Raw genomic sequence first — 19,319 nt, 5'->3', positions numbered from 1 at the left:
TTTATTCCTTATAGTCCAGTAGATCGCCTATATATCCCGCCCGGCTTGCTCTGATGGCAATTGCCAGGCATTGCGCAAAGTGTTCCTCTCGTGAGGGAACCAAAGTTGCCTGCTCCTTCATCAACGTCTCGGCATCACTGATACATCCCATCAGCTCAACCTGCGCATCACTCATGCGGTGCATCTCTGGCGCATCAGCAAGTTGTCGACCCGGGTTCCAGGTACCAGTTTTCCATACCACCTCGTCATCACGATCTCGCCAGCCCCAGAACAGCTCAATATCGGTGAAAGCCGCCTGCTGCTCTGGCGTCAGGACGTGCTCAAGTAGCGAGGGAAATACGCGATTGTCGTAATAGCGCAGTAAACCGGTTTGCTCTTCCCAGTGAACCTGTGACAGTGCCTGCAAATGGCTACTCAGCAGGTCGAATGCCAGTGGCGATATCAGCAACGTCAATCGCGGCGTCGTGGAGAAGTGTTCCACCAGCTGTTCCAGCCAGCGCTGGTGGCTGCTGATGCTAAAATGCAATCGCATCACCAGCGGTGAATACTCTGGCGTTGCCGCTTCCGGCGTATTCGCAAACAGCTCGAACCAGCGTAACGGCGGGTTAATTTGGTTCAGCCCCTGTTGCAGCGGCTGTGCTGTGCCAGCCTGATCAATCAGCACATCGAGATAATCCTGTCCGGCAGCAGTGCAAAGCGCGTTAGCCTGTTTCAACCATCCATTATTCATGTCCGTCATCACTATCCCCTTGGCGCGAAAGCCAGCGCGGCTTCCTGTGCTTTTTTCAGGCACTCTTTGCACACGGATTTAGGCAGATCCGGCAGCGTTGTTTCTTCGCTGGCGGGAGAATTCCAGGCATGAACGCCACGGATGCTGGTTTTACCCGGTGAATGGATTTGGATATCACCCTGCGGCGTAATCCTGATGGTTGCGCCGCCGCAACCCAGCACAATGCCGTTTTTCGCGGTCAGGCGCAGTTCACCCTGAACGGTCTGGACGCTGATATCTTTCATCGCCGTCAGTCCCAGGGTATCGCCGTGCGATTCCACCGTAAGCGGGCCTTGGCCCGACACCATGCGAATCCCTTCCTGCTGCGACAGCAGAGAAATCGCCTGGCTGGCGTTGACCTGAATGCGTTTGCCACTGGCAATGCTGGTTTCCATCTGGCTTTGCAGATGCAGAGTGCTGCCTGCGTTGAGCAGAATGCTTTTGGGGCTGACAACGCCAATGCCTTCTGGCGCACTCAGCAACATGGCAGGCGATTTGAGCTGGTCGACGGCGGCCAGATAAGCCCTGAGATGCGTGACATCAGGCTGGAGATTATGGTGCGACTGAGTGATCGACTGCCAGTCGCTCATCTGGCTGATCGCACCTTTGACCAGGCTTATTGCCGATGTCATTTCCAGCACCGGCCCGGTTGCCGTGGCCTGCTTATCAGCCGTCAGGAAAAGGCCCTTGCCGGCTCGCAGCGTACCGGTGCTGTCTGTACGCAGCTCAAACCCTTCGCCGCGCTTGCTACGTGAACTGTCGACGATATGTCCGAGTGAGAGTTGGCTCTTACCGCCAAATTCCGTCGACAGTTTGACGTGTTCATATCCACGGCGATCCTCAAATCGGAGTTTGTTATTCGCCGGCGTCCTCAGCACATTGCGATGATAGTTATAGAGATTGACATGATCTTCATGGCGAGAATCATGCATCGCGCAGAGAATGTAAGGTCTGTCAGGATCGCCGTTGGTGAAGGCAATCATCACCTGCGTTCCAGCTATCAGTGGAAAATGCCAGCCGTAGACATTGCCTGCATAGGGCTTCGCCAGCCGCACCGGTACACTTTCAAAACCAGACTGCCAGGATTCGTTTAGATCGAACTGAAAACGCACCCGATAGCGGCCATGTTCATCAAGTTCTGCATATTGCGCATTTTCTACCGGGCTGGTAACGCGAGCCAGCAGCGTGCCTGCGATGTGCGGCCAGCTTTTCAACGGTGGGCGATAAGTGCTTTGCGGCCGAACGGGCACAGCGGTAAAGCGGATAACATAGGCGGTATCGCGCGAAATACGGGTTGATGAGGTAGACACTACCAGCAGGCCATCCGGCGCATCTGGCCACTCTTTACCTTGTGGCGAGATCACCATGCCCGGACGGATATCCATGCCGTTGCTCATACCGTCGAAAGTGACCTGCTCGGTGATCAGGCGTTCCTGGCGACGTCTGACAAACCACTGTCCCTGTTCCGGTAGAGCCTGGTACTCCTTGCCGAGCAACTGATAGTTTTCACCATAGCGATACAGCTCTCCCGTAAGCGCAGGCTTATCAGGATCGGTTTCCGCTTGCGCCTGCATGTCATTTTGCGCGTTGCGGTAATACTCATCATTGAGTCGTGTGCTGGCGGCAACGGATTGGCGATTAACGGAAATATCCCAGAGAGATTCCAGGCCGCCATCAAATAACCCTGACGGATGGCGAAAGACGATGCTTTGCTCAGCACCATAGGCCTGCGCGCTGTCACCCAGTACCAGCACATCTCGGTGGTTTTCTTCATCCCAGGTGAAGTAATAAAAGACACCAATGCGCGACAGATGACGCTCTATAAAGGCGAGATCGCTCTCCGCATATGAGATATAGAAATCGCGAATAGGATATTGAGTATTCAGGCGAAAGTGATAATCCAGCGAGGAGTATTCCCAGCGTTTAAGGATATCCTCTACCGCACCCGGTACACTTTTATGCTGGTAAACGGCATAGGTCAGGCTGTTTTTTAGCAGCGCAAGGCGCGATTCCAGCGTGACCACATAACGTGTTTGGTCAGCAGAGGATTCGCACTGCTGGAAAGCGGTAACTACACCGCGCAAAATGCGGGGTTCCACTGACTGCCAGGGTTGGCCGTCAGGGTAAAACAATAACTGGGCCGTGCTGTTAATCAGAATATCGGCGGGAATATCGCGTGTAGCACTGGTGAGTTCAATACTGTACTTCCACGGCGAATTTAATGCCTCTTCACCGCTAAAACGCAGCACTGACAAAAGAATATCGGGACGCTGATTTTTCAGCGTCTGGATGCTCAGTTGATAGTGGCTGTATATTGGCGTCTTGCCAGCCGTAATCACAAAATCCCTCTTGCCCATTTACAGATTCCTTCCTGAAATTTGTTTGCCTGAAGCCTACCCTTTGACTAACAGATATTGCAGATGACCGTTCATGATGAAAGTGGCGACAATAATGGCAACCAGCACACTGCTGCAAATAAGCCACGGAGAACGTTGCCAGAACGATGTTTTGTGTTTCGAGCGCTGGATAATTATTGCTGAGTCGGCAGATCCAATCTGCTTCGGCATTAGCGCTTTTAGCTGCTGCATCAGCAACTGGCGCTCCTCATCGTCTTCCGTTCGGTATTTTCCGGCATAACCCAAATGCAACATTCTGTAGTAGCAGCTAATAGCGGCTTGAGCTGTTGCAGGTTCACGAAGCAGATTTTTGACGCGGTCAAAGAATTGCTCACCACCAATGAGGTGCCCGAGAAAGTGCCCCTGCAAAGGTGTGCGTTTCCACCAGGCAGAGATATCAGCTTGCGGAATGGTCATGATCAGTTCGTCGAGAAAGACGCAGTGCGCAAATTTGATTTCTTCGCAGAGAGAAGCGGATGCTCCCGCTGTCGTGAGGTGATGCTGAACCTGTTGAATCGTATTGAAGCAGCGCTGGTAGAGTGCATCATCAACCGTGATGGATTGCCCATTACGGATCGCGAGCGCCAATAGCCAGGTATCCTGCATCAGCTCATCGAGAGTATTCGCTGTGATGTTGTGTTGTGAAAACGTCATGGGCACCTTCCTGGTAACGCCTGAGCATTGTTAATCCATTAATCCAATTACCGATTTCAATCGAGAAATGGCTGTTGCTCTCGCTGCTTACTTAGCCGAGCAAAGGTGGAGTCGCTGCCCTGAAAGAGCGATCTCCACCTACCAACGGCCCTGAGGATATTACAAGGAGTGATAGTTGATCAAACTAACAATTTGAGTTTGTGAAACAGGATTCCAATTTTAAGCAAGGATTTTCACTCGACATTACTAGTAATCCTAATGCGATTCAGTAACTGCGGTTTTTTATTTTACATTCTGATTTTGAACGATTTTTGATAATTTAATAAAGGGGAAGGCTGTTCTGCGTGAGTAAACATGTGGTGCGAAGATGTGAATGTTGAGGATGAAAATAACGATCGATGAAACGTGATTACGTTAACAGTTTTGGCAGGTTAGGGGACATTGGCAAGGTCTATAAGGTCCAGCAAAAATTTAAGGGCCTGAGGTAGATTGGTATCGCTGAAGTGCGTCGGCAATACATCCCACCACTCAATGTTGTTAAACCACTGCTGAAATATTACTGCCGTTTTAACTCGTTCTTTTTAAGCATTAACTTTTCAATCAACTCATCCAACCCGCTCTCAACCAGCATCTCCACCGCATCACTTCTTGTCGTTTCACTCAGTCTTACAACCTGGTCGATCTTCCTCAAAACAGACATGCGCAACGACAGCGACACCGCTTTCTTTTTCTCTTTATCCAGAAATACCCGGCTGACGGTTTCGCTTTGTTGCAGTTCGGCATTGAGCTTAAGCGCTTCATTAATATGGCGCAGGCTTTTCTTATCGAGTTTGCCGGGTTCAGTGAGTTGGTAGCAATGGGTGAGGCGGCTGTATTTGATCTCCGCAGACCAGGATTCACGCAGCTCTTTTAGCGCGCGCGTCAGCGTGGGTTCGGAGCAGTCTAGCGAGGCGAGAATGCGGCTGGATGCGACCGGTTTGCCGCTGCTGAGCAGTGAGGCGAGCATAAATACACGTGTCTGTCGGGTACTAAGTTGCATGGTCGATTGAGGCCTGCGTTAGTGGTCAATGGTCGGTATCGCCCTCCTGGCAAACGGTTTTCGACAGTATCAGAGGGTATTTAAATATCAGGTAAATAGGGTCCGAAAATTCCTACGTCCGGTTTGTGGTTCAGTGGTAACGCGGTGGGCATGAATGCCCAGCCTGCGGGGGTTGTCAGGTTACCAGCATCAAGGCGCCGTCTGAGCGGGTATCGGGTGCGATGCCGTATTCCTGCGCGCGGGCGAGGATGGCGGCGGCCCAGCGGCGATGCGTCGCCGGTTCACACATCGCGCCCTGCGATTTGAATACCGCCTGGCTTGAGTTGAGGATGCGGAAGGCATCCGCCTGATCGCTGGCGGAAACCATCAACATCTCCTGAATCTTGCCGATCTGGCTCGGATGAATGGCGGTTTTGCCCACCAAACCGTGCGCGATATCCAGCGCCAGTTCCTGATCCATAATCTGCTGATCGTCGATGTGCTCGCACACCGGCGCGGTTAGCGCAAAATCCCGCGACGCGAATACCGCCACCAGCATTTTGATGGTGTAACCCATCGGGCTGTCATACAGCGTGAAGTGGCGCGAACGGCGCAGCGACAGCACATTCATCAAATCGTTACCGCCGATGCGCAGGGCGATCACGCGCTCGCGGCAAGCATGAAGTTGCAGCGTGAGGGCCAGCTCGCGCATCGCCACCACATCGAACACCTCTTCGGTTTCCAGCGTCGGCATCATGCACAGATGGCTCGGTTCGAGAATCTGCCACCACGTCGGCAAGGAGTCGGCGGTAAATTTCGGCAGCACAAAACCATCTATCGCGCTGAGGTTGAGGTTGTCCACCAGCCACGCGCCCATTTCGCAGTTACGCGGACGGATAAACACCAGCGGCCACTGCGCGTTGCCATTGGCGCGCTGTTCGGCGTTCAACACATTTAAGATTTGCTGGAGATTGTGCAGCGCCTGCGGCAAATCCGCATCACTGACCGCATCTTCCAGGCAGATCACCAGCGAGCGCAACCCGCTGATTTTATTGTGCAGAATGGCATCGACGATATCGCTGCGCACCGCCGGCATATACAGCGTTGCGCCCAATCGCCACGGAGAGAGACGGCCGTTCATCACTGCACCTTTTTGATTATCGTCACGGCGCGGTATTGCCCAAGATCGGCACCCGCTTCTGTGATGGTCAGCCCTTTTTGTTGGGCAAGATAGACCAGCAGCGCCACGTCGGGATCGTCCACCGAACGGACCAGCACCTGATCCGGCACGCGACGTAGCACGGCGCGCGTGGCTTCGGCGATGCCCGGCTTAATGCGGTTGATGCTGTTCACCTGATAACGCGCCGCCAGCATGGCGATCACCGCTTCACTTTGCGCCACCAGCTGCTGCTGATGTTGTGGATCCTGCTGGCACGCGGGCAGGGCGCTGACATCCAGCGATCGCGCGTATTCCGCCACGGTGTTCACCAGCTGCTGGCTGCAATCGTATTGCGCCAGATGGTCGCACTGCACGCAGCCGTGCAAGCCCGCTTCAGACCACAATGAGCGCGAGATCAAACCTGAAACCGGCGCGCCCATAATGCCAAACGGGATCAGCCAGTCATCATCGCTGGCCGAAAGCCACGCCCGACCGCACGGATCGGCCAGCACCACCAAGCGCGGCTGTGCCGGATAGCCGGGACGATGTTCGAGGCTGCGGATCAGCTCGCCGGTGATGGCGCCTTTGCCGGTCCAGCCATCAACGAACACAATGCCGGCGGTGCCGTGACGCGCTTCGATGATCTCCAGCGCGGCCTGATCAATACCGCGATCGCGGATGATACTGATGCCGTAATGGTAGGATTCGTGGCCCATCGCGCGCAGCGCCTGTTGCAGCATCACGCCGAGCGGCACGCCCGCGCGCACCAGGCTGGCGAGCACAATCGGCGTGTCGCCAAACTGGTATGCCAGCGTCCGCGCCAGCATGGTGACTTCTTGCGCCAGGCGTCCGGCACCGGCGTCAAGCGCGCGGGAAAACAGCTCAAGGTGCCAGCGCGTCGGTTCCGGTTCCTGACTCAACATCTCGGAATAGTGGCGCGCGCCGGATTGGATCAGCTGCTCTTTTTGATCTACCGGCGTCATGTCGATTTCAACCGGCTTCAGCAGAAATTCGACGTCGCCGGCTTGGTACGATCCAGAGAAAGGCAAGTTATTCACCATCTGTTTGTTCTCCGAATATTGCCTGGTTGATGCGTTCGGCAAACTGGCTCTGACGCGGAATGCCGTACCAGCTGCACAGCTTCATAAAGCGGTGATCGCTGAGGCTGTCGCCAAGGCCAATCACCGGGAAAACGCCGCGCTCGTCACGCAGTTTTTCCAGCAGGTAGCTGACAGCTAAGCCTTTTTCCACCACGTTCGGTAGCCAGGCGACGTTGTTGCTGTTGCGATGGATGTAGTAGCCGGCGGTGGGGAAGCGTTGCTCGATTTCATCGGCGATGGCGTAAAGCTCTTCGAGGCGCGTGCTGTCGCGGTGCTTCATCACCAGATAGATCGGCGTGACGCCATATTCATAGTTGATGCGCGCCCAGCCGTTGATATCGCGCTCTGCCATCAGGTCGGTGATCGCCTGCTGCATCGAGAGCAGCGCCGGGCCGTACGGCGTCAGTTTTTCCAGCATCTGCGCGCGCCATTCGGCATCTTCCTCGCCTTGCGGATTGAGGATCACCGCGCCGTGCGTGGTCACCGCCCACGAACGAAAGGGGATCTGCACGCGGGCGATCTCTTCGGTGCCGCGCGCGGTGACCGGGATCAAATCGGCCTGATCGATCATCCAGTCAACCAGCATCGACTGCTCTTCGGTCATAAAGCTGCGCGGCTGCAGGCTGAGATCGAGCGCGCCAGTACGGAACGGCTCAAGATCCAGCTCGTCCACCATTTTGCGGCGCGTCTGAAAGAGCGTGTCGTCGAGGTCGGAAAAAATTACTGGTTTATTCATAGCTGATCACCTCCACCTGTGGCGCAACCTTGCTCAGTGCCGTGGTTAACAGCGGATCCAGGCTTTCGACCGGCGTTTCGATGCACAGCAAAATGCGGTCAAACTGCTGATGCGCCACGTTGTAAACGAAGTTGGCGATGCCGAGACCGTAGTTATCACCGAAGGCGATAGCTGATTCGATGGCAAATCCGGTAGCGATTGGCGAGCGCGTGGTGGAGCTGTATTTCACCTCTGCGCCCTGTGCCGCCAGACGTTCAGCCAGCAAGAAAGGTTCCCAGACAAATTCGCTGCTGCCGAGCACGAGGATTTTTTCTCCCGGCTGCGCCTGAATCGCGCAACCCAGATCGCCCGCTGGCGCTGCCATACCAAGTCGGCCCCAGCGCTGTTTGCCGGTGATGGGCACGGTGGCGGCGTCGTTAAGCACCATCGCTGGCATCGGTGGCAGTGCAGCGTCGGGATCCTGCTGCCAGTGCCAGTCGCCTTGCACCAGCGACACGCTGCGCACCGGCACCGGACAGCGCGCGGGTAACGCATCGCCGCTCCAGTCGGTGAGCGTGACGGCGATAACCTGCTCGATCTGCGTTAAGCCGCCGTCGTTGCGCAGCGCTTCGAGCAGGTTAATAAAGGTGTTGCCGGTGGTGGCTTCGTCATCAATCATTACCAGCGTGCGCGCGTTGAGCACGCGCTGGCGCAGCTGCGCATCATCGGGCAGATAGATCAGATGATCGGTGGCGTGGCTGTGATTTTCTTTAAACTCGCACAGCAAATCGGCCTGCTGCGGATGGCGCGTTGAGGTGAGATACACCGGCTCACTAACGTGCTGGCGCACTTCATCAAACACGCCTGCGCCGAGGCCAACGGCGGTTTCCGCCATGCCGATAAACAGCACCGGGCCGTCAGAAAGCTGCGGGAACTGCTCCGCCAGTTGGCGATACACGGCGCGCATTTTCTCCGGCGCGACCGGAATGTGGCGGCCAAGCACTTTACTGACGAACAAAAAAGCGCGCTTGGGATTACGGCGCTCGGCGATCTCAAACAGATCGTCGATGACGCTGATGCCGCCGGTTGGCGTAACGCTCAGTGTGCCGCATGAAAGCGTCCTGCTCCAAAGTGTGGTCATGGATTATTCCTCATTGAACCTGGTTGGACAGGACGGGGTTGTACGCCACTACGTCGCTCAGCGCGCGGACGGTGGCTGGCGTGAAGTCGCGGCGAGCGTCGTCGATCACCTGCTGCTGACTGATCAAGCCTAGCTGGCGCAGGGCAAACAATCCGGGAAGATTTACGCCGCTGAAACGGGTGTAACCAATGCCGCCGGAAGGGCGCATATTGATCTCCAGTAATAGCGGTTTGCCGCGGGCATCATTGCGCGTCTGCACGTTGATCAATCCATCTGCGCCCATCGCGGCGGCACAGGTTTGCGCCAGCTCAAAGGCTTCGCCGCTGTTCTCGAGATACTGCAATGCACCTTCTTTGCGGCGCGCCACGGCGGCCAGCACCTTGCCGTTTTCCGCCAGCATATCAACCGAGTATTCCGGGCCCGGCAAATAGGGCATCAGCACCAGCGGCTCCATGCTGTCGGCGGCTTCCAGCGCCTGTAGATAGAATTCCGCTTTCACCCGACGCGCGTCCGGATGGGTAAACGCCGCCATCGGCGAGACGCTTTCATCAAACTGCCAGAATCCCATGCCATAAATACCGGTAACCGGCTTTACGCACAGCGGCAGATCGCCAAAGGGTTTACGGGCGATCAACTCGCGCAACTGTACGGGCGAATCAACGCGCAGTGAAGGCACCACCGGCAAATTCAGGCTTTTCATATGGTGGGCAAACGCGACTTTGTCATCAGCCAGATCCAGCATGGCGACGTCGCGAGCGCCGGTGGTTAAGCGCGCACCGCTGGCTTCAATGGCCGCGCGATGGGCTTCAAACCAATGGGCGTGGCGGCCAGTATGAATCGCCTGAATGGCGTATTTTTCAACGGTAGAAAGAATAAATGCGAGGCGCTGATTATTATCATTGGGTTCAATTAATGCATGATCCGCTAGAGAAAGTATTTCATTACGCGATTGGCGATGTGATGCATAAACCGACACATTGTAGTTATTTTTTTTAGCTGTAGATGTAATGCCATTAATTATATCGCGTTGGGAGGATAAACCTTCCATTAGCCAAATTTTGTGAGACATTTCTAATTATTTCCGCAAGAGGCTTGTGGCTGGGGTATGGTTTGCGAGTTTATTTCTCACTTTGAAATGAGTCAATCATAATATGATTTTTTACCCTAACGTAACCTTATGAATTTTAATGTAAAGAATTGTCATGTTTAGTGCGTTGCTGGTTCGGGCTGGATTCTTTTAAGTTGTTCTTCTGCAAGGCTTTATTGTGTTTCATAAAATTGCTGTGAAAATTAATGCTGAACATGAATATCCTCATGTTATGATTTTGACCTCATGGAATTTGATGCAAATATAAAACCCTTTTCAAACCTGTTTGAAGGAATTATGACATGGTTTCATTAAGCAAGAATCAGACGGTTTCACTCAGCAAACAAACCGCTTCGCTGAATAAATTACATTTCGGCTTAGGCTGGGATCCCATTAAAAAGAAAGGCTTCATGGGCAAGCTTTTTGGTGGTGGCAGCGATTCCATCGATCTGGATGCCAGCTGCGTATTACTGGATCAATCCGGTCATGTCATTGATACCATCTGGTTCCGCGCATTAACCTCCAAATGTGGTGCGGTGAAACACAGCGGTGATAATCGTACTGGCGAAGGCGATGGCGACGATGAAGTGATCATCGTTGAGTTGTCACGTCTGCCAGCTAACGTTGAGTATCTGGCGTTCACCGTGAACAGCTTCCAGGGTCAAACCTTCAATGAAGTGGAAAATGCCTTCTGCCGCGTGGTGGATCAAAACGGCAAAGAGCTGGCGCGCTATGAGCTGACTGAGCAAGGCAGCCATACCGGCATCGTGATTGCTTCGCTGCACCGCAACGGCGGACTGTGGGACTTCACGGCGCATGGCCGCGCGAGTGCCGGCCGTACCATTGACGCGATGCAAAACGACATCGTTGCCGCAGTGGTGCGCTAATGAATATGACGCCGGGGAGCAATGCTCCCGTTCCCGCTAATCTGCTGACGGTGCGCGTACTCGCTGGCGCCGCCGTTGATGCTTCGGCCTTTCGTCTGTTCACCAGCGGCAAAGTCAATGGCGATGCCGATATGGTGTTCTACGGTCAGCCGGATAACGATGACCGCACCATCAGCCTGAAAAGCGAAGGGCACAACTCTGCCTTTTCTGTCGATCTTAACCGCTTGCGTCCTGACGTGCAGAAAGTGGCCTTTACCGTTACCTGTGACGGCGGCCGCAACGTGTCGGGTTTGCAACGTCTGGCGATTCAGGTGGAGCAGAGTGGTGAAGTGTTGCTGAATGGCAGCGTGGAGCTGGTAGGACGTCAGGAAGCAGCGTTGATCCTCGGCGAACTTTACCGCCGCAATAATGAGTGGAAATTCCGCTTTATTGCGCAGGGTTTCAACGGCGGCTTAAAGCCGCTGGCGGAACATTTCGGTGTGGATGTGGCTGAACCCGCGCCTGCCCCAACGCCTGCGCCTGCACCGCAGGCGGCACCGGCTCCAGCACCGACACCCGCGCCGGCAAAAATCAATCTGAGCAAAGTGTCTCTTACCAAAGAGAAGCCAGCTATCAGCCTGACCAAGCGCGATAACTTCGGTGAGATCCGCATCAATCTGAACTGGCACCGTGAAACCAGCAGCGGTGGCGGCGGATTGCGCGGATTGTTCGGCGGCAACAAAGGCGTGGATCTCGATCTCGGCGCCTTCGTTGAGCTGCAAGACGGCTCGCGCGGTGTGATCCAGGCGCTGGGCGGCAATTTTGGCGCTATGCATGCCAAACCTTTCGTACACTTGCAGGGCGACGATCGCACCGGCGAAGTGACCGACGGCGAATGGCTGCACATTAACGGTCGCGAATGGAGTCAGATTCGCGAAGTATTAATTTTCGCCTTCATCTATCAAGGTGCGGCGAGCTGGGACAAAACGGATGGCGTAGTCACGCTGCACATTCCAGACCAGCCTCCGATTGAAACGCGTATGACTGAAGGGGAGAACCGCCGCAACATGTGTGCGATTGCTCGCCTGGTCAATGAGAACGGCAGTATCCGCGTCGAGCGTATCAATCAGTTCTTTAACGGGCATTCCGATATGGACAAAGCTTTCGGTTGGGGATTCAACTGGCGAGCCGGCTCCAAATAATAACAGACAGAGGATTCACTATGAGCTTTTTCAACAAGGTCAAAGGGGCATTTAATTCCGGCCGCGATGAATTAACCAAACAGGTTAGCCGCTTTAAGAACAAGAAATTTATGCAAGGCACCGTCGCGGTGTGCGCACGCATTGCGGTGGCAGACGGCGGCGTGAGCGCGGAAGAGAAGCAGAAGATGATCGGTTTTCTGCGCGCCTCCGAAGAGTTGAAAGTCTTTGATACCAACGAAGTGATTGAGTTCTTCAACAAGCTGGTGAGCAGCTTTGATTTCGATCTGGAAATCGGCAAGGGCGAAACCATGAAGCACATCATGGCGTTGAAAGATCAGCCGGAAGCCGCACAGTTGGCGATCCGCGTAGGTATTGCTGTCGGTAAGAGTGATGGTGATTTTGATGCTGACGAGCAGAAAGCGGTGCGCGAAATCGCCGTCGCTTTGGGCTTTGATCCAGCAATATTTGGTCTGTAATTTTTTATCTTTTAAGGGTTCATCATGGTGTCTACGCACATTGGCTTCCCAACTGAAACAGTCGCGGTTTTCATCGCGCTGTCGGTGGGCGCTATTTTTATCGACCTGTTCATGCACCGCGGCGACAAGCCGATTTCGCTGAAAAGCGCGGCGCTGTGGTCAGTGTTCTGGGTGGCGGTGGCGATGGGTTTCGCCGGCTTCCTCTATATCCATCACGGCGCTGAAGTTGCCAGCCTGTTCGTGACCGGTTATGCGCTGGAGAAAGTACTCTCCGTCGATAACCTGTTCGTGATGATGGCGATCTTCTCGTGGTTTGCCGTTCCGGACCGCTATCGTCACCGCGTGCTCTACTGGGGCATCATCGGTGCCATCGTTTTCCGTGGCATCTTCGTGGCGATCGGTACCGGCTTGCTGAGCCTTGGTCCGTATGTCGAAATCGTGTTTGCGCTGATCGTCGCGTGGACGGCGGTGATGATGCTGAAAAGCGGCGATGACAGCGACGAGATCGAAGATTACTCGCAGCACCTTGCTTATCGCATGGTGAAGCGCTTCTTCCCAATCTGGCCAAAAATGCGCGGTAACGCCTTCCTGCTGAATCAGAAGGAAGTTGATGAAGAGCTGCAGAAGCCAGAAAACAAAGACGTAGCGATTGGTCGCGGCAAGAAAGCGGCACTGTATGCCACGCCGTTGATGCTGTGTGTGGCGGTGGTTGAACTCTCTGACGTGATGTTCGCCTTTGACTCCGTGCCGGCGATTATCGCAGTAAGCCGTGAACCGCTGATCGTTTATAGCGCCATGATGTTCGCCATCCTCGGCTTGCGTACACTGTACTTCGTACTTGAAGCATTGAAGCAGTATCTGGTTCACCTCGAGAAAGCCGTCATCGTGCTGCTGTTCTTCATCGCGGTGAAACTGGGTCTGAATGCTACCGATCATATCTGGCATCACGGCTACAGCATCTCTGCTAGCGCCAGCCTGTTTGTGGTACTCGGCGTGTTAGCGGTCGGTATCGTGCTCAGCGTGATGTTCCCCGGTAAGCCCGAGGAAAAAGAAGAGAGCTGATCTTCTGCCAGCAATGAGTCTGAAAAATCATTAACCAAGAGGTAATTACAATGAGCGTTTCTCTTTCTAAAGGCGGTAACGTTTCGCTGAGCAAAGCGGCACCAACCATGAAAAACGTCCTCGTTGGCCTTGGCTGGGATGCACGTTCCACCGATGGTCAGGACTTTGACCTTGATGCGTCAGCGTTCTTGCTGTCCGCCAGCGGCAAAGTCCGCGGCGATGCTGACTTTATTTTCTACAACAATCTGGTCTCTTCAGACGGTTCCGTTTCCCACACCGGTGACAACCGTACTGGTGCAGGCGATGGCGATGATGAATCGCTTAAAATCAAACTGGATTTGATTCCGGCTGACGTCGACAAGATTGTGTTTGTGGTCACCATCCACGATGCGCAGACCCGTCGTCAGAGCTTTGGCCAGGTTTCCGGCGCGTTTATCCGCCTGGTGAACGATGACGACCGCAGTGAAGTGGCACGTTACGATTTGACCGAAGATGCCTCCACCGAAACCGCGATGCTGTTTGGTGAGCTGTACCGTAACGGTGCCGAGTGGAAATTCCGCGCGGTAGGCCAGGGTTATGCCGGCGGCCTCGCTTCGGTATGTGCTCAGTACGGTATCAACGCGTCTTAATTATCACGGGCAGCTTCGCGCTGCCCGCATCATCCAATTAAAAGCAGGAGCTTTAAAATGGCAGTTTCTCTGGTAAAAGGCGGTAACGTTTCCCTGACTAAAGAAGCACCAACCATGAATGTTGCCATGGCGGGTCTGGGTTGGGATGCACGTGTAACAGATGGTCAGGATTTCGACCTCGACGCGTCAGTGTTTATGGTCGGTGACGACGGTAAAGTGCTGAGCGATGCCAGCTTCATCTTCTTCAACAACAAGCAGAGCGCTTGTGGTTCCGTTGAGCATCAGGGCGATAACCGCACCGGTGCCGGCGATGGCGATGACGAGCAGGTTAAAATTACCCTGTCTAAAGTACCGGCTGAGGTGAAGAAGCTGGTCTTCGCAGTGACCATTTATGATGCAGAAGCGCGTAAGCAGAACTTCGGCATGGTGAGCAACAGCTTCATGCGTATCTTCAACAATGACAACGGCGCTGAAATCGCCCGTTTCGACCTGTCTGAAGATGCTTCTACCGAAACCGCGATGGTGTTCGGTGAGCTGTATCGCAACGGTACCGAGTGGAAATTCAAAGCCGTTGGTCAGGGCTTCGCAGGCGGCCTGTCAGCGCTGGCTTCGCAGCACGGCGTGAGCGTCTGATTTAAAGCATTGCTTACAAAGCCCCGGCTGGTCCGGGGCTTTTTAATATCTAAAGGACGCATCCTAACAGGAGGTTAAAAGTATGATGTTACAACCGGGCCAGAACCTGCCGCTGAACACCACTGAACTAACGTTGCGCCTGCACTATGCTGCTTCACCCATGTTGCGCGGCGATGTGGATACCAGCGTTTTCCTGCTCAATGCCGCTGGCAAAGTGAGTGGCGATGCCGATTTCATCTTCTTCAATCAGCCCGCAACCGCTAATCGCAGCGTGGTTATGCAGAGCACGCCGCAAGGCTGCACCATCAATCTGGATCTGACTAAGATTGCCGCCAGCGTCAGTAAAATTGCCGTCACCTTAGTGATTGACGGCGATGAGGCGATTAATGCACTCAACAGCCTGACCATAACCGCCGAAAATATTGCCCAGTTCAGCCCGGAAACGTTCGGGCGTGGTGAGAAGGCGCTGATTCTGGCCGAGGTTTATCGTCACAATGGCGGCTGGAAACTGCGCGCGCTGGGACAGGGATTTAACGGCGGGCTCGAACCACTGGCGCGTCATTATGGCGTGGATATCGCCCAGCCCGATACTCAACCAGCCGCGCCAACGGTGGTGAGCCTGGAGAAAAAGCTGCAACAGAAAGCGCCACGATTAGTGAGCCTGGCGAAAAACGCCAGCGTTAGCCTGAGCAAATACCAGCTACAAACGGTGAAAGCGAAGGTGGCATTTGTACTGGATGCTTCGGGTTCGATGAAAGGGCAGTTTAGTAAGGGCAACGTGCAGGCCGTATTAGATCGCATTGCGGTGCTGGCGGCGCAGTTTGATGATGACGGTTCGATGGATGTCTGGGGCTTCGGCCAGCAGCACGCGAAATATCCCGATGTAACCCTGGATAATCTCGATGGCTACATCGCCAGCATCCAGCGTGGCGGCAAGAAATCGGCGTGGGAGATTTTACCTGGGCTAGGCGGCACTAATAATGAACCGCCGGTCATGGAAGAGCTGATTGATACCTTTAGGCACAGCGATCTGCCGGTGTACGTGGTTTTCATTACCGACGGCGGCATCAGCAAAACCCGCGCCATCAAAGAGGCGATTCGCCGCTCGGCTAACTATCCCATCTTCTGGAAGTTTGTCGGCCTCGGCGGCAGTAATTATGGCATTTTGCAGGATTTGGATAACTTCAACGATCGCCGCATCGACAATACCCATTTCTTCGCCATCGACAACTTTGCCAGCCTGGCGGAAGATCGTTTATATGATCTGCTGCTGGAGGAGTTTAAGCCGTGGCTGGATGCGGCAAAGGCTGACCGGATTTACTGATCAGCCCGAATTGTGCGGCTAGGGATCCAGACGCAGCATGCGCAGTTTTTCCATTGGCACGCGGCGTTTTTTCCACGTTGGATGGAAATGACGCCAGTGTGGATCCTGCGCGGCGGCCAGTAACTCAAAATCACCGCGTGTATCGCCCCAGGCGCGCAGGTGATAGTTATGCAGCGGGCCGTAAACGCTTTCCAGTCGTTTGACCTTTTGCCCGCAGCGGCAGTTATGACCGGTAATTTTTCCAGTAAGAATGCCATCAACGACTTCTAATTGGGTACCGATCAGATTGATGCCCAGACGCTCGGCGAACGGTTCTAACACCATCGCTGGCGAGGCGGAACAGATGGTCACTTCGGCGCTGGAGTTCACTTCGGCGGCAACCGCCAATAGCCCGGCGGGGCGCATCAGCTTATTCCAGTTTGCCGCGCAGAAAAGTTGCGCCTGCTGGCGAATCCATTGCTCCTCAACGCCGGTTAAAAAGGTGTGAATCAACACTTCTTTTAGCTCATCACGCGTTAGCTTTTTCCGCATGCAGCGCAGCGTTGGGAATGCCAGTTTGGCAATTTTGCGTGCGAACGTGCGTTTGCCAAAGCTGAAGCGCAGAAAGGGGATGAAGCTGTCGTGAATGGTCAGCGTGCCGTCAAAATCGAAGACTGACAGAACCTGATTTTCACGCGCTAAGGAGGATTCCATGGACATGTTGTTCTCTTTTGTCGCAAGCCGTAATCAATGCCACGATGATAGCAAATGGCTGGCCGATATTCTCATGCGTGAATGCGGCTACCGATAAACGGCAGCCGTTTGAAACGCTTACTCGCGGATTTTGCCCTCTTCCTCGCGGGTTTTACCCTCTTCGATAAACTCTTCGTCGATCTCTTCGGAGTTCTCACGGTTATCGCGACCAGAAAGCAGATTCCAGCAGGCAATAAACAGCGCGGCGATCAGCGGACCAATGACAAAGCCGTTGATGCCGTACACTTCCATGCCGCCCAGCGTGGAGATCAGGATCAGATAGTCCGGCATTTTGGTGTCTTTACCGACCAGCAGCGGACGCAGAATATTATCCACCAAGCCAACCACCACCACGAAGAAGCCAATCAGGAACAGCGCTTTCCAGATGGCGCTGGTGGCGAAGAAGAAGATGGTTGCCGGTACCCAGACAATCGCGGAACCGACCGCCGGAATCAGTGACAGGAAAGCCATCAAGGTGCCCCACAGCAAGCTGCCATCAATGCCGGTGATCCAGAAGGCGATGCCGCCCAGCACACCTTGTACCACCGCAACCACCACCGTGCCTTTGACCGTGGCGCGCGATACCGCTGCGAACTTCATCAGCAGGTGATGTTTCACGTAGGTTGAAAGCGGCAGCGCTTCCAGAATCAAATTCACCAGCCAGGCGCCATCTTTCAACAGGAAGAACAGCAGATAGAGCATCACGCCAAAGCCAACGGTAAAGGTGAACGTCCCTTTACCGATCAGGAACACGCTGCCCGCCATGTACTGGCCGCCTTTCAGCGCAAAGCCAGAGAGCTTCTGCTGAATCTCCTGCGCGTTGTTCAGGTTGTTATCGGCGAGATAGTTGCGTGCCCAGGAAGGCAGATGCTGCAGCAGATCGGCAAACACCGCAGGGAACTGCGCGGAGTTGTTCTGCAGCTTGGTGTAGACGGTGTTAACTTCAACCACCATTGAAGAGGTGATCAGCGCCAGCGGCGTGAACACCATCAGGCAGATAATCAGCAACGTAGCGAACGAAGCCAGGCCGTTGCGATCGCCCATTTTACGGCGCAGCAGCGACTTCAGTGGATGGAAGATCACCGCCAGAATCGCGGCCCAGAAAATGGCAGAAAAATAGGGTGTCAGCACATCAAAAAAGGCGAAAGTGACGATCGCCAAAATAACGATAAAGAAGCCTAAATTAAGTCCTTTAATACGCATTACATAGTCTCGTCAGTAGATAGGGCGAATGAACTATAGAACGCTTAACGGGGAAAGTAATGTTTTTAGGATCGATGGTTCGCTCAAGCTCGTGAAGAGAGCAGACATAGGATGTCCCGATTTGTCCGCCTGATGTCTGTTCACTGGCTGGCGCGGCAGCAATATTACGGTGATGATGGTGGCTGAAACTCACCGGAGGAAATCATGCTGGAACTACGTCCTAACTGCGAATGCTGTGATAAAGATCTGCCGCCGGAGTCGCTTGATGCGCGCATCTGTTCGTTTGAATGCACTTTCTGTGTGGCGTGCGCGGAAGGTACTCTGGCGCAGCGCTGCCTGAATTGCAGCGGTGAACTGGTTCGTCGACCGATTCGTCCTGCTGCGGCGTTAGCGCGTCATCCTGCATCGACCACACGACATTTATCGGCGTCAGCGACCCGCTGAATCAGCTCAGGTAGCTGCGATTCGGCAAACACCTCAATGCCGTGCTGGCGCAATAATGCCGCGGCGACGCCCTGACCGGGCTGCTGCTGACCGCGAAAACTGCCGTCATAAATGCGTTGGCTGCCGCAGGTTGGACTGCCGTCGGTGAGCAGGGCAAAGCGACAGTGCGCATCTTGCGCCGCGCGCAGTGCTAACCACGCCGCCAGCACGTAATGCTGCGTCACATCGCGGCCATCCGATTCTAAAATACGCGCCGCGCCAGATAATACCTGTTCTGCGCTGCCACCGTGAATTTCTGCGGGTAATCGTGGCGTGTTTAAGCCCGCAGCCATTTCGGGACAATGGATGATTAGACGTTGCTCGCTGCGCCAGCGAGCCAGCAGGTCTGAGATCAGCGCTTTATCGCTGTCGTTATAGCGCACGGCGTATCCCATCAGACAGGCACTGACTAATATTCTTTCCATGTAAACGTTTTCCTTAAATAACGACGCTGTCGAGATCACAGTATTAACGCGTTGCGCAACAGAGGATATATTAAGCGCGATATTAATCACTGGAGTGAATTAATGGGGCTGATAGGGATTTTAGCGTAATAATGGCGAGCGATTGATGAATAACACTGAAGTCAGATTGTAAAATTCAGCTCGCAAAGCGAGAGATGAGGTAAATTCATTGATTTTATAAGTTATTTTACTTTTTTATTAAAGCG

The 19,319-nt window shown here is 54.2% G+C and carries 19 protein-coding genes and 2 pseudogenes; 8 read left to right on the top strand and 13 right to left on the bottom strand.

The genetic code is table 11. The features are described from left to right. Position 1: 1 nt before the first annotated feature. The 10 genes and pseudogenes from K5Y30_RS06980 to K5Y30_RS06940 form a co-directional block, all read right to left on the bottom strand. The gene (locus tag K5Y30_RS06980) at positions 2 to 739 is read right to left on the bottom strand and encodes a DUF4123 domain-containing protein (RefSeq protein WP_222210777.1); all 738 of its coding nucleotides are present in this window, start codon (positions 737 to 739) and stop codon (positions 2 to 4) included. A 2-nt stretch (positions 740 to 741) separates the two neighbouring features. Continuing rightward, entirely contained in the window at positions 742 to 3,126 is a 2,385-nt protein-coding gene (locus K5Y30_RS06975; RefSeq protein WP_222210776.1) for a type VI secretion system Vgr family protein, read from the bottom strand. Positions 3,127 to 3,162: 36 nt separating this feature from the next. Then, complete coding sequence (gene tssL / locus K5Y30_RS06970) at positions 3,163 to 3,819, bottom strand: type VI secretion system protein TssL, short form (RefSeq protein ID WP_222210775.1); 657 nt, start codon at positions 3,817 to 3,819, stop codon at positions 3,163 to 3,165. A 556-nt stretch (positions 3,820 to 4,375) separates the two neighbouring features. Beyond that, on the bottom strand, positions 4,376 to 4,858 hold the full coding sequence (locus K5Y30_RS06965) for a tellurium resistance protein TerW (RefSeq protein ID WP_101763283.1): 483 nt from the start codon (positions 4,856 to 4,858) through the stop codon (positions 4,376 to 4,378). Between the two features lie 175 nt (positions 4,859 to 5,033). Then, a complete protein-coding gene (locus tag K5Y30_RS06960; protein ID WP_222210774.1) occupies positions 5,034 to 5,978 on the bottom strand; it encodes an HpcH/HpaI aldolase/citrate lyase family protein in 945 nt (314 codons plus the stop codon). Beyond that, positions 5,978 to 6,229 (bottom strand): annotated as a pseudogene (locus tag K5Y30_RS24930) (RNA-binding protein); the annotation flags it as partial. The gene K5Y30_RS06960 and the pseudogene K5Y30_RS24930, both read right to left, overlap by 1 nt. A 41-nt stretch (positions 6,230 to 6,270) precedes the next feature. Next, positions 6,271 to 7,057 (bottom strand): annotated as a pseudogene (locus K5Y30_RS06955) (cysteine protease StiP domain-containing protein); the annotation flags it as partial. Further along, positions 7,047 to 7,832, bottom strand: coding sequence for a hypothetical protein (locus K5Y30_RS06950; protein WP_222210772.1), 786 nt, complete (start codon positions 7,830 to 7,832; stop codon positions 7,047 to 7,049). The gene K5Y30_RS06950 and the pseudogene K5Y30_RS06955, both read right to left, overlap by 11 nt. Then, on the bottom strand, positions 7,825 to 8,952 hold the full coding sequence (locus K5Y30_RS06945; protein ID WP_222210771.1) for a phosphoribosyltransferase domain-containing protein: 1,128 nt from the start codon (positions 8,950 to 8,952) through the stop codon (positions 7,825 to 7,827). Before K5Y30_RS06945 ends, K5Y30_RS06950 begins: the two co-directional genes overlap by 8 nt. Positions 8,953 to 8,962: 10 nt before the next feature. Further along, complete coding sequence (locus tag K5Y30_RS06940) at positions 8,963 to 10,021, bottom strand: ATP-grasp domain-containing protein (protein WP_222210770.1); 1,059 nt, start codon at positions 10,019 to 10,021, stop codon at positions 8,963 to 8,965. A 320-nt stretch (positions 10,022 to 10,341) separates the two neighbouring features. On the opposite strand from K5Y30_RS06940, the gene K5Y30_RS06935 reads away from it, so the two are divergent. From K5Y30_RS06935 to K5Y30_RS06905, 7 genes are all read left to right on the top strand, one after another. Continuing rightward, positions 10,342 to 10,926: a TerD family protein gene (locus K5Y30_RS06935; protein WP_222210769.1), complete on the top strand. Its 585-nt coding sequence runs from the start codon at positions 10,342 to 10,344 to the stop codon at positions 10,924 to 10,926. Further along, on the top strand, positions 10,926 to 12,107 hold the full coding sequence (locus K5Y30_RS06930; protein ID WP_222210768.1) for a TerD family protein: 1,182 nt from the start codon (positions 10,926 to 10,928) through the stop codon (positions 12,105 to 12,107). The genes K5Y30_RS06935 and K5Y30_RS06930 overlap by 1 nt, the downstream gene beginning before the upstream one ends. A gap of 20 nt (positions 12,108 to 12,127) precedes the next feature. Beyond that, positions 12,128 to 12,583, top strand: coding sequence for a tellurite resistance TerB family protein (locus K5Y30_RS06925; RefSeq protein ID WP_192236653.1), 456 nt, complete (start codon positions 12,128 to 12,130; stop codon positions 12,581 to 12,583). A gap of 24 nt (positions 12,584 to 12,607) precedes the next feature. Continuing rightward, positions 12,608 to 13,645 (top strand): TerC/Alx family metal homeostasis membrane protein, encoded by a 1,038-nt coding sequence (locus K5Y30_RS06920; RefSeq protein WP_008103746.1) that lies wholly within the window; start codon positions 12,608 to 12,610, stop codon positions 13,643 to 13,645. A 50-nt stretch (positions 13,646 to 13,695) separates the two neighbouring features. After that, on the top strand, positions 13,696 to 14,274 hold the full coding sequence (locus K5Y30_RS06915; RefSeq protein WP_008103744.1) for a TerD family protein: 579 nt from the start codon (positions 13,696 to 13,698) through the stop codon (positions 14,272 to 14,274). A 57-nt stretch (positions 14,275 to 14,331) separates the two neighbouring features. After that, positions 14,332 to 14,907 carry a TerD family protein gene (locus tag K5Y30_RS06910; protein WP_222210767.1) on the top strand — a complete coding sequence of 192 codons (576 nt, stop codon included), beginning with the start codon at positions 14,332 to 14,334 and terminating at the stop codon, positions 14,905 to 14,907. 82 nt (positions 14,908 to 14,989) lie between these two features. Further along, positions 14,990 to 16,231, top strand: coding sequence for a VWA domain-containing protein (locus K5Y30_RS06905; protein WP_222210766.1), 1,242 nt, complete (start codon positions 14,990 to 14,992; stop codon positions 16,229 to 16,231). An 18-nt stretch (positions 16,232 to 16,249) separates the two neighbouring features. Here K5Y30_RS06905 and K5Y30_RS06900 read toward each other — a convergent pair whose 3' ends face one another. Both K5Y30_RS06900 and K5Y30_RS06895 read right to left on the bottom strand, forming a co-directional pair. After that, positions 16,250 to 16,930, bottom strand: coding sequence for an HAD family hydrolase (locus K5Y30_RS06900; RefSeq protein WP_222181609.1), 681 nt, complete (start codon positions 16,928 to 16,930; stop codon positions 16,250 to 16,252). Between the two features lie 111 nt (positions 16,931 to 17,041). Next, positions 17,042 to 18,166, bottom strand: a complete 1,125-nt coding sequence (locus K5Y30_RS06895) for an AI-2E family transporter (RefSeq protein ID WP_101763272.1) — start codon at positions 18,164 to 18,166, stop codon at positions 17,042 to 17,044. A gap of 204 nt (positions 18,167 to 18,370) precedes the next feature. Between K5Y30_RS06895 and K5Y30_RS06890 the strand changes: the two genes are divergently transcribed. After that, positions 18,371 to 18,610, top strand: coding sequence for a DUF1272 domain-containing protein (locus K5Y30_RS06890; RefSeq protein ID WP_222210765.1), 240 nt, complete (start codon positions 18,371 to 18,373; stop codon positions 18,608 to 18,610). On the opposite strand, the gene K5Y30_RS06885 is transcribed toward K5Y30_RS06890, so the two are convergent. Next, positions 18,562 to 19,074: a DUF523 domain-containing protein gene (locus tag K5Y30_RS06885; RefSeq protein WP_222210764.1), complete on the bottom strand. Its 513-nt coding sequence runs from the start codon at positions 19,072 to 19,074 to the stop codon at positions 18,562 to 18,564. The two genes, K5Y30_RS06890 and K5Y30_RS06885, sit on opposite strands and share 49 nt — an antisense overlap. Between the last annotated feature and the right edge of the window lie 245 nt (positions 19,075 to 19,319).

Origin of the sequence: Pantoea sp. DY-5, from assembly GCF_019795955.1 — a bacterium.
In the GTDB taxonomy this organism is placed as follows: domain Bacteria; phylum Pseudomonadota; class Gammaproteobacteria; order Enterobacterales; family Enterobacteriaceae; genus Pantoea; species Pantoea leporis.
This window is presented reverse-complemented; position numbering and strand designations above follow the sequence as displayed.

Excerpts from the sequence above, each read along its gene's own strand:
- K5Y30_RS06965 (WP_101763283.1), bottom strand. The coding sequence starts at position 4,858 with ATGCAACTTAGTACCCGACAGACACGTGTATTTATGCTCGCCTCACTG.
- tssL (WP_222210775.1), bottom strand. The coding sequence starts at position 3,819 with ATGACGTTTTCACAACACAACATCACAGCGAATACTCTCGATGAGCTG.
- K5Y30_RS06945 (WP_222210771.1), bottom strand. The coding sequence starts at position 8,952 with ATGACCACACTTTGGAGCAGGACGCTTTCATGCGGCACACTGAGCGTT.
- K5Y30_RS06895 (WP_101763272.1), bottom strand. The coding sequence starts at position 18,166 with ATGCGTATTAAAGGACTTAATTTAGGCTTCTTTATCGTTATTTTGGCG.
- K5Y30_RS06930 (WP_222210768.1), top strand. The coding sequence starts at position 10,926 with ATGAATATGACGCCGGGGAGCAATGCTCCCGTTCCCGCTAATCTGCTG.
- K5Y30_RS06890 (WP_222210765.1), top strand. The coding sequence starts at position 18,371 with ATGCTGGAACTACGTCCTAACTGCGAATGCTGTGATAAAGATCTGCCG.
- K5Y30_RS06910 (WP_222210767.1), top strand. The coding sequence starts at position 14,332 with ATGGCAGTTTCTCTGGTAAAAGGCGGTAACGTTTCCCTGACTAAAGAA.
- K5Y30_RS06980 (WP_222210777.1), bottom strand. The coding sequence starts at position 739 with ATGACGGACATGAATAATGGATGGTTGAAACAGGCTAACGCGCTTTGC.
- K5Y30_RS06940 (WP_222210770.1), bottom strand. The coding sequence starts at position 10,021 with ATGTCTCACAAAATTTGGCTAATGGAAGGTTTATCCTCCCAACGCGAT.
- K5Y30_RS06975 (WP_222210776.1), bottom strand. The coding sequence starts at position 3,126 with ATGGGCAAGAGGGATTTTGTGATTACGGCTGGCAAGACGCCAATATAC.
- K5Y30_RS06925 (WP_192236653.1), top strand. The coding sequence starts at position 12,128 with ATGAGCTTTTTCAACAAGGTCAAAGGGGCATTTAATTCCGGCCGCGAT.
- K5Y30_RS06915 (WP_008103744.1), top strand. The coding sequence starts at position 13,696 with ATGAGCGTTTCTCTTTCTAAAGGCGGTAACGTTTCGCTGAGCAAAGCG.
- K5Y30_RS06885 (WP_222210764.1), bottom strand. The coding sequence starts at position 19,074 with ATGGAAAGAATATTAGTCAGTGCCTGTCTGATGGGATACGCCGTGCGC.
- K5Y30_RS06920 (WP_008103746.1), top strand. The coding sequence starts at position 12,608 with ATGGTGTCTACGCACATTGGCTTCCCAACTGAAACAGTCGCGGTTTTC.
- K5Y30_RS06935 (WP_222210769.1), top strand. The coding sequence starts at position 10,342 with ATGGTTTCATTAAGCAAGAATCAGACGGTTTCACTCAGCAAACAAACC.
- K5Y30_RS06905 (WP_222210766.1), top strand. The coding sequence starts at position 14,990 with ATGATGTTACAACCGGGCCAGAACCTGCCGCTGAACACCACTGAACTA.
- K5Y30_RS06950 (WP_222210772.1), bottom strand. The coding sequence starts at position 7,832 with ATGAATAAACCAGTAATTTTTTCCGACCTCGACGACACGCTCTTTCAG.
- K5Y30_RS06960 (WP_222210774.1), bottom strand. The coding sequence starts at position 5,978 with ATGAACGGCCGTCTCTCTCCGTGGCGATTGGGCGCAACGCTGTATATG.
- K5Y30_RS06900 (WP_222181609.1), bottom strand. The coding sequence starts at position 16,930 with ATGTCCATGGAATCCTCCTTAGCGCGTGAAAATCAGGTTCTGTCAGTC.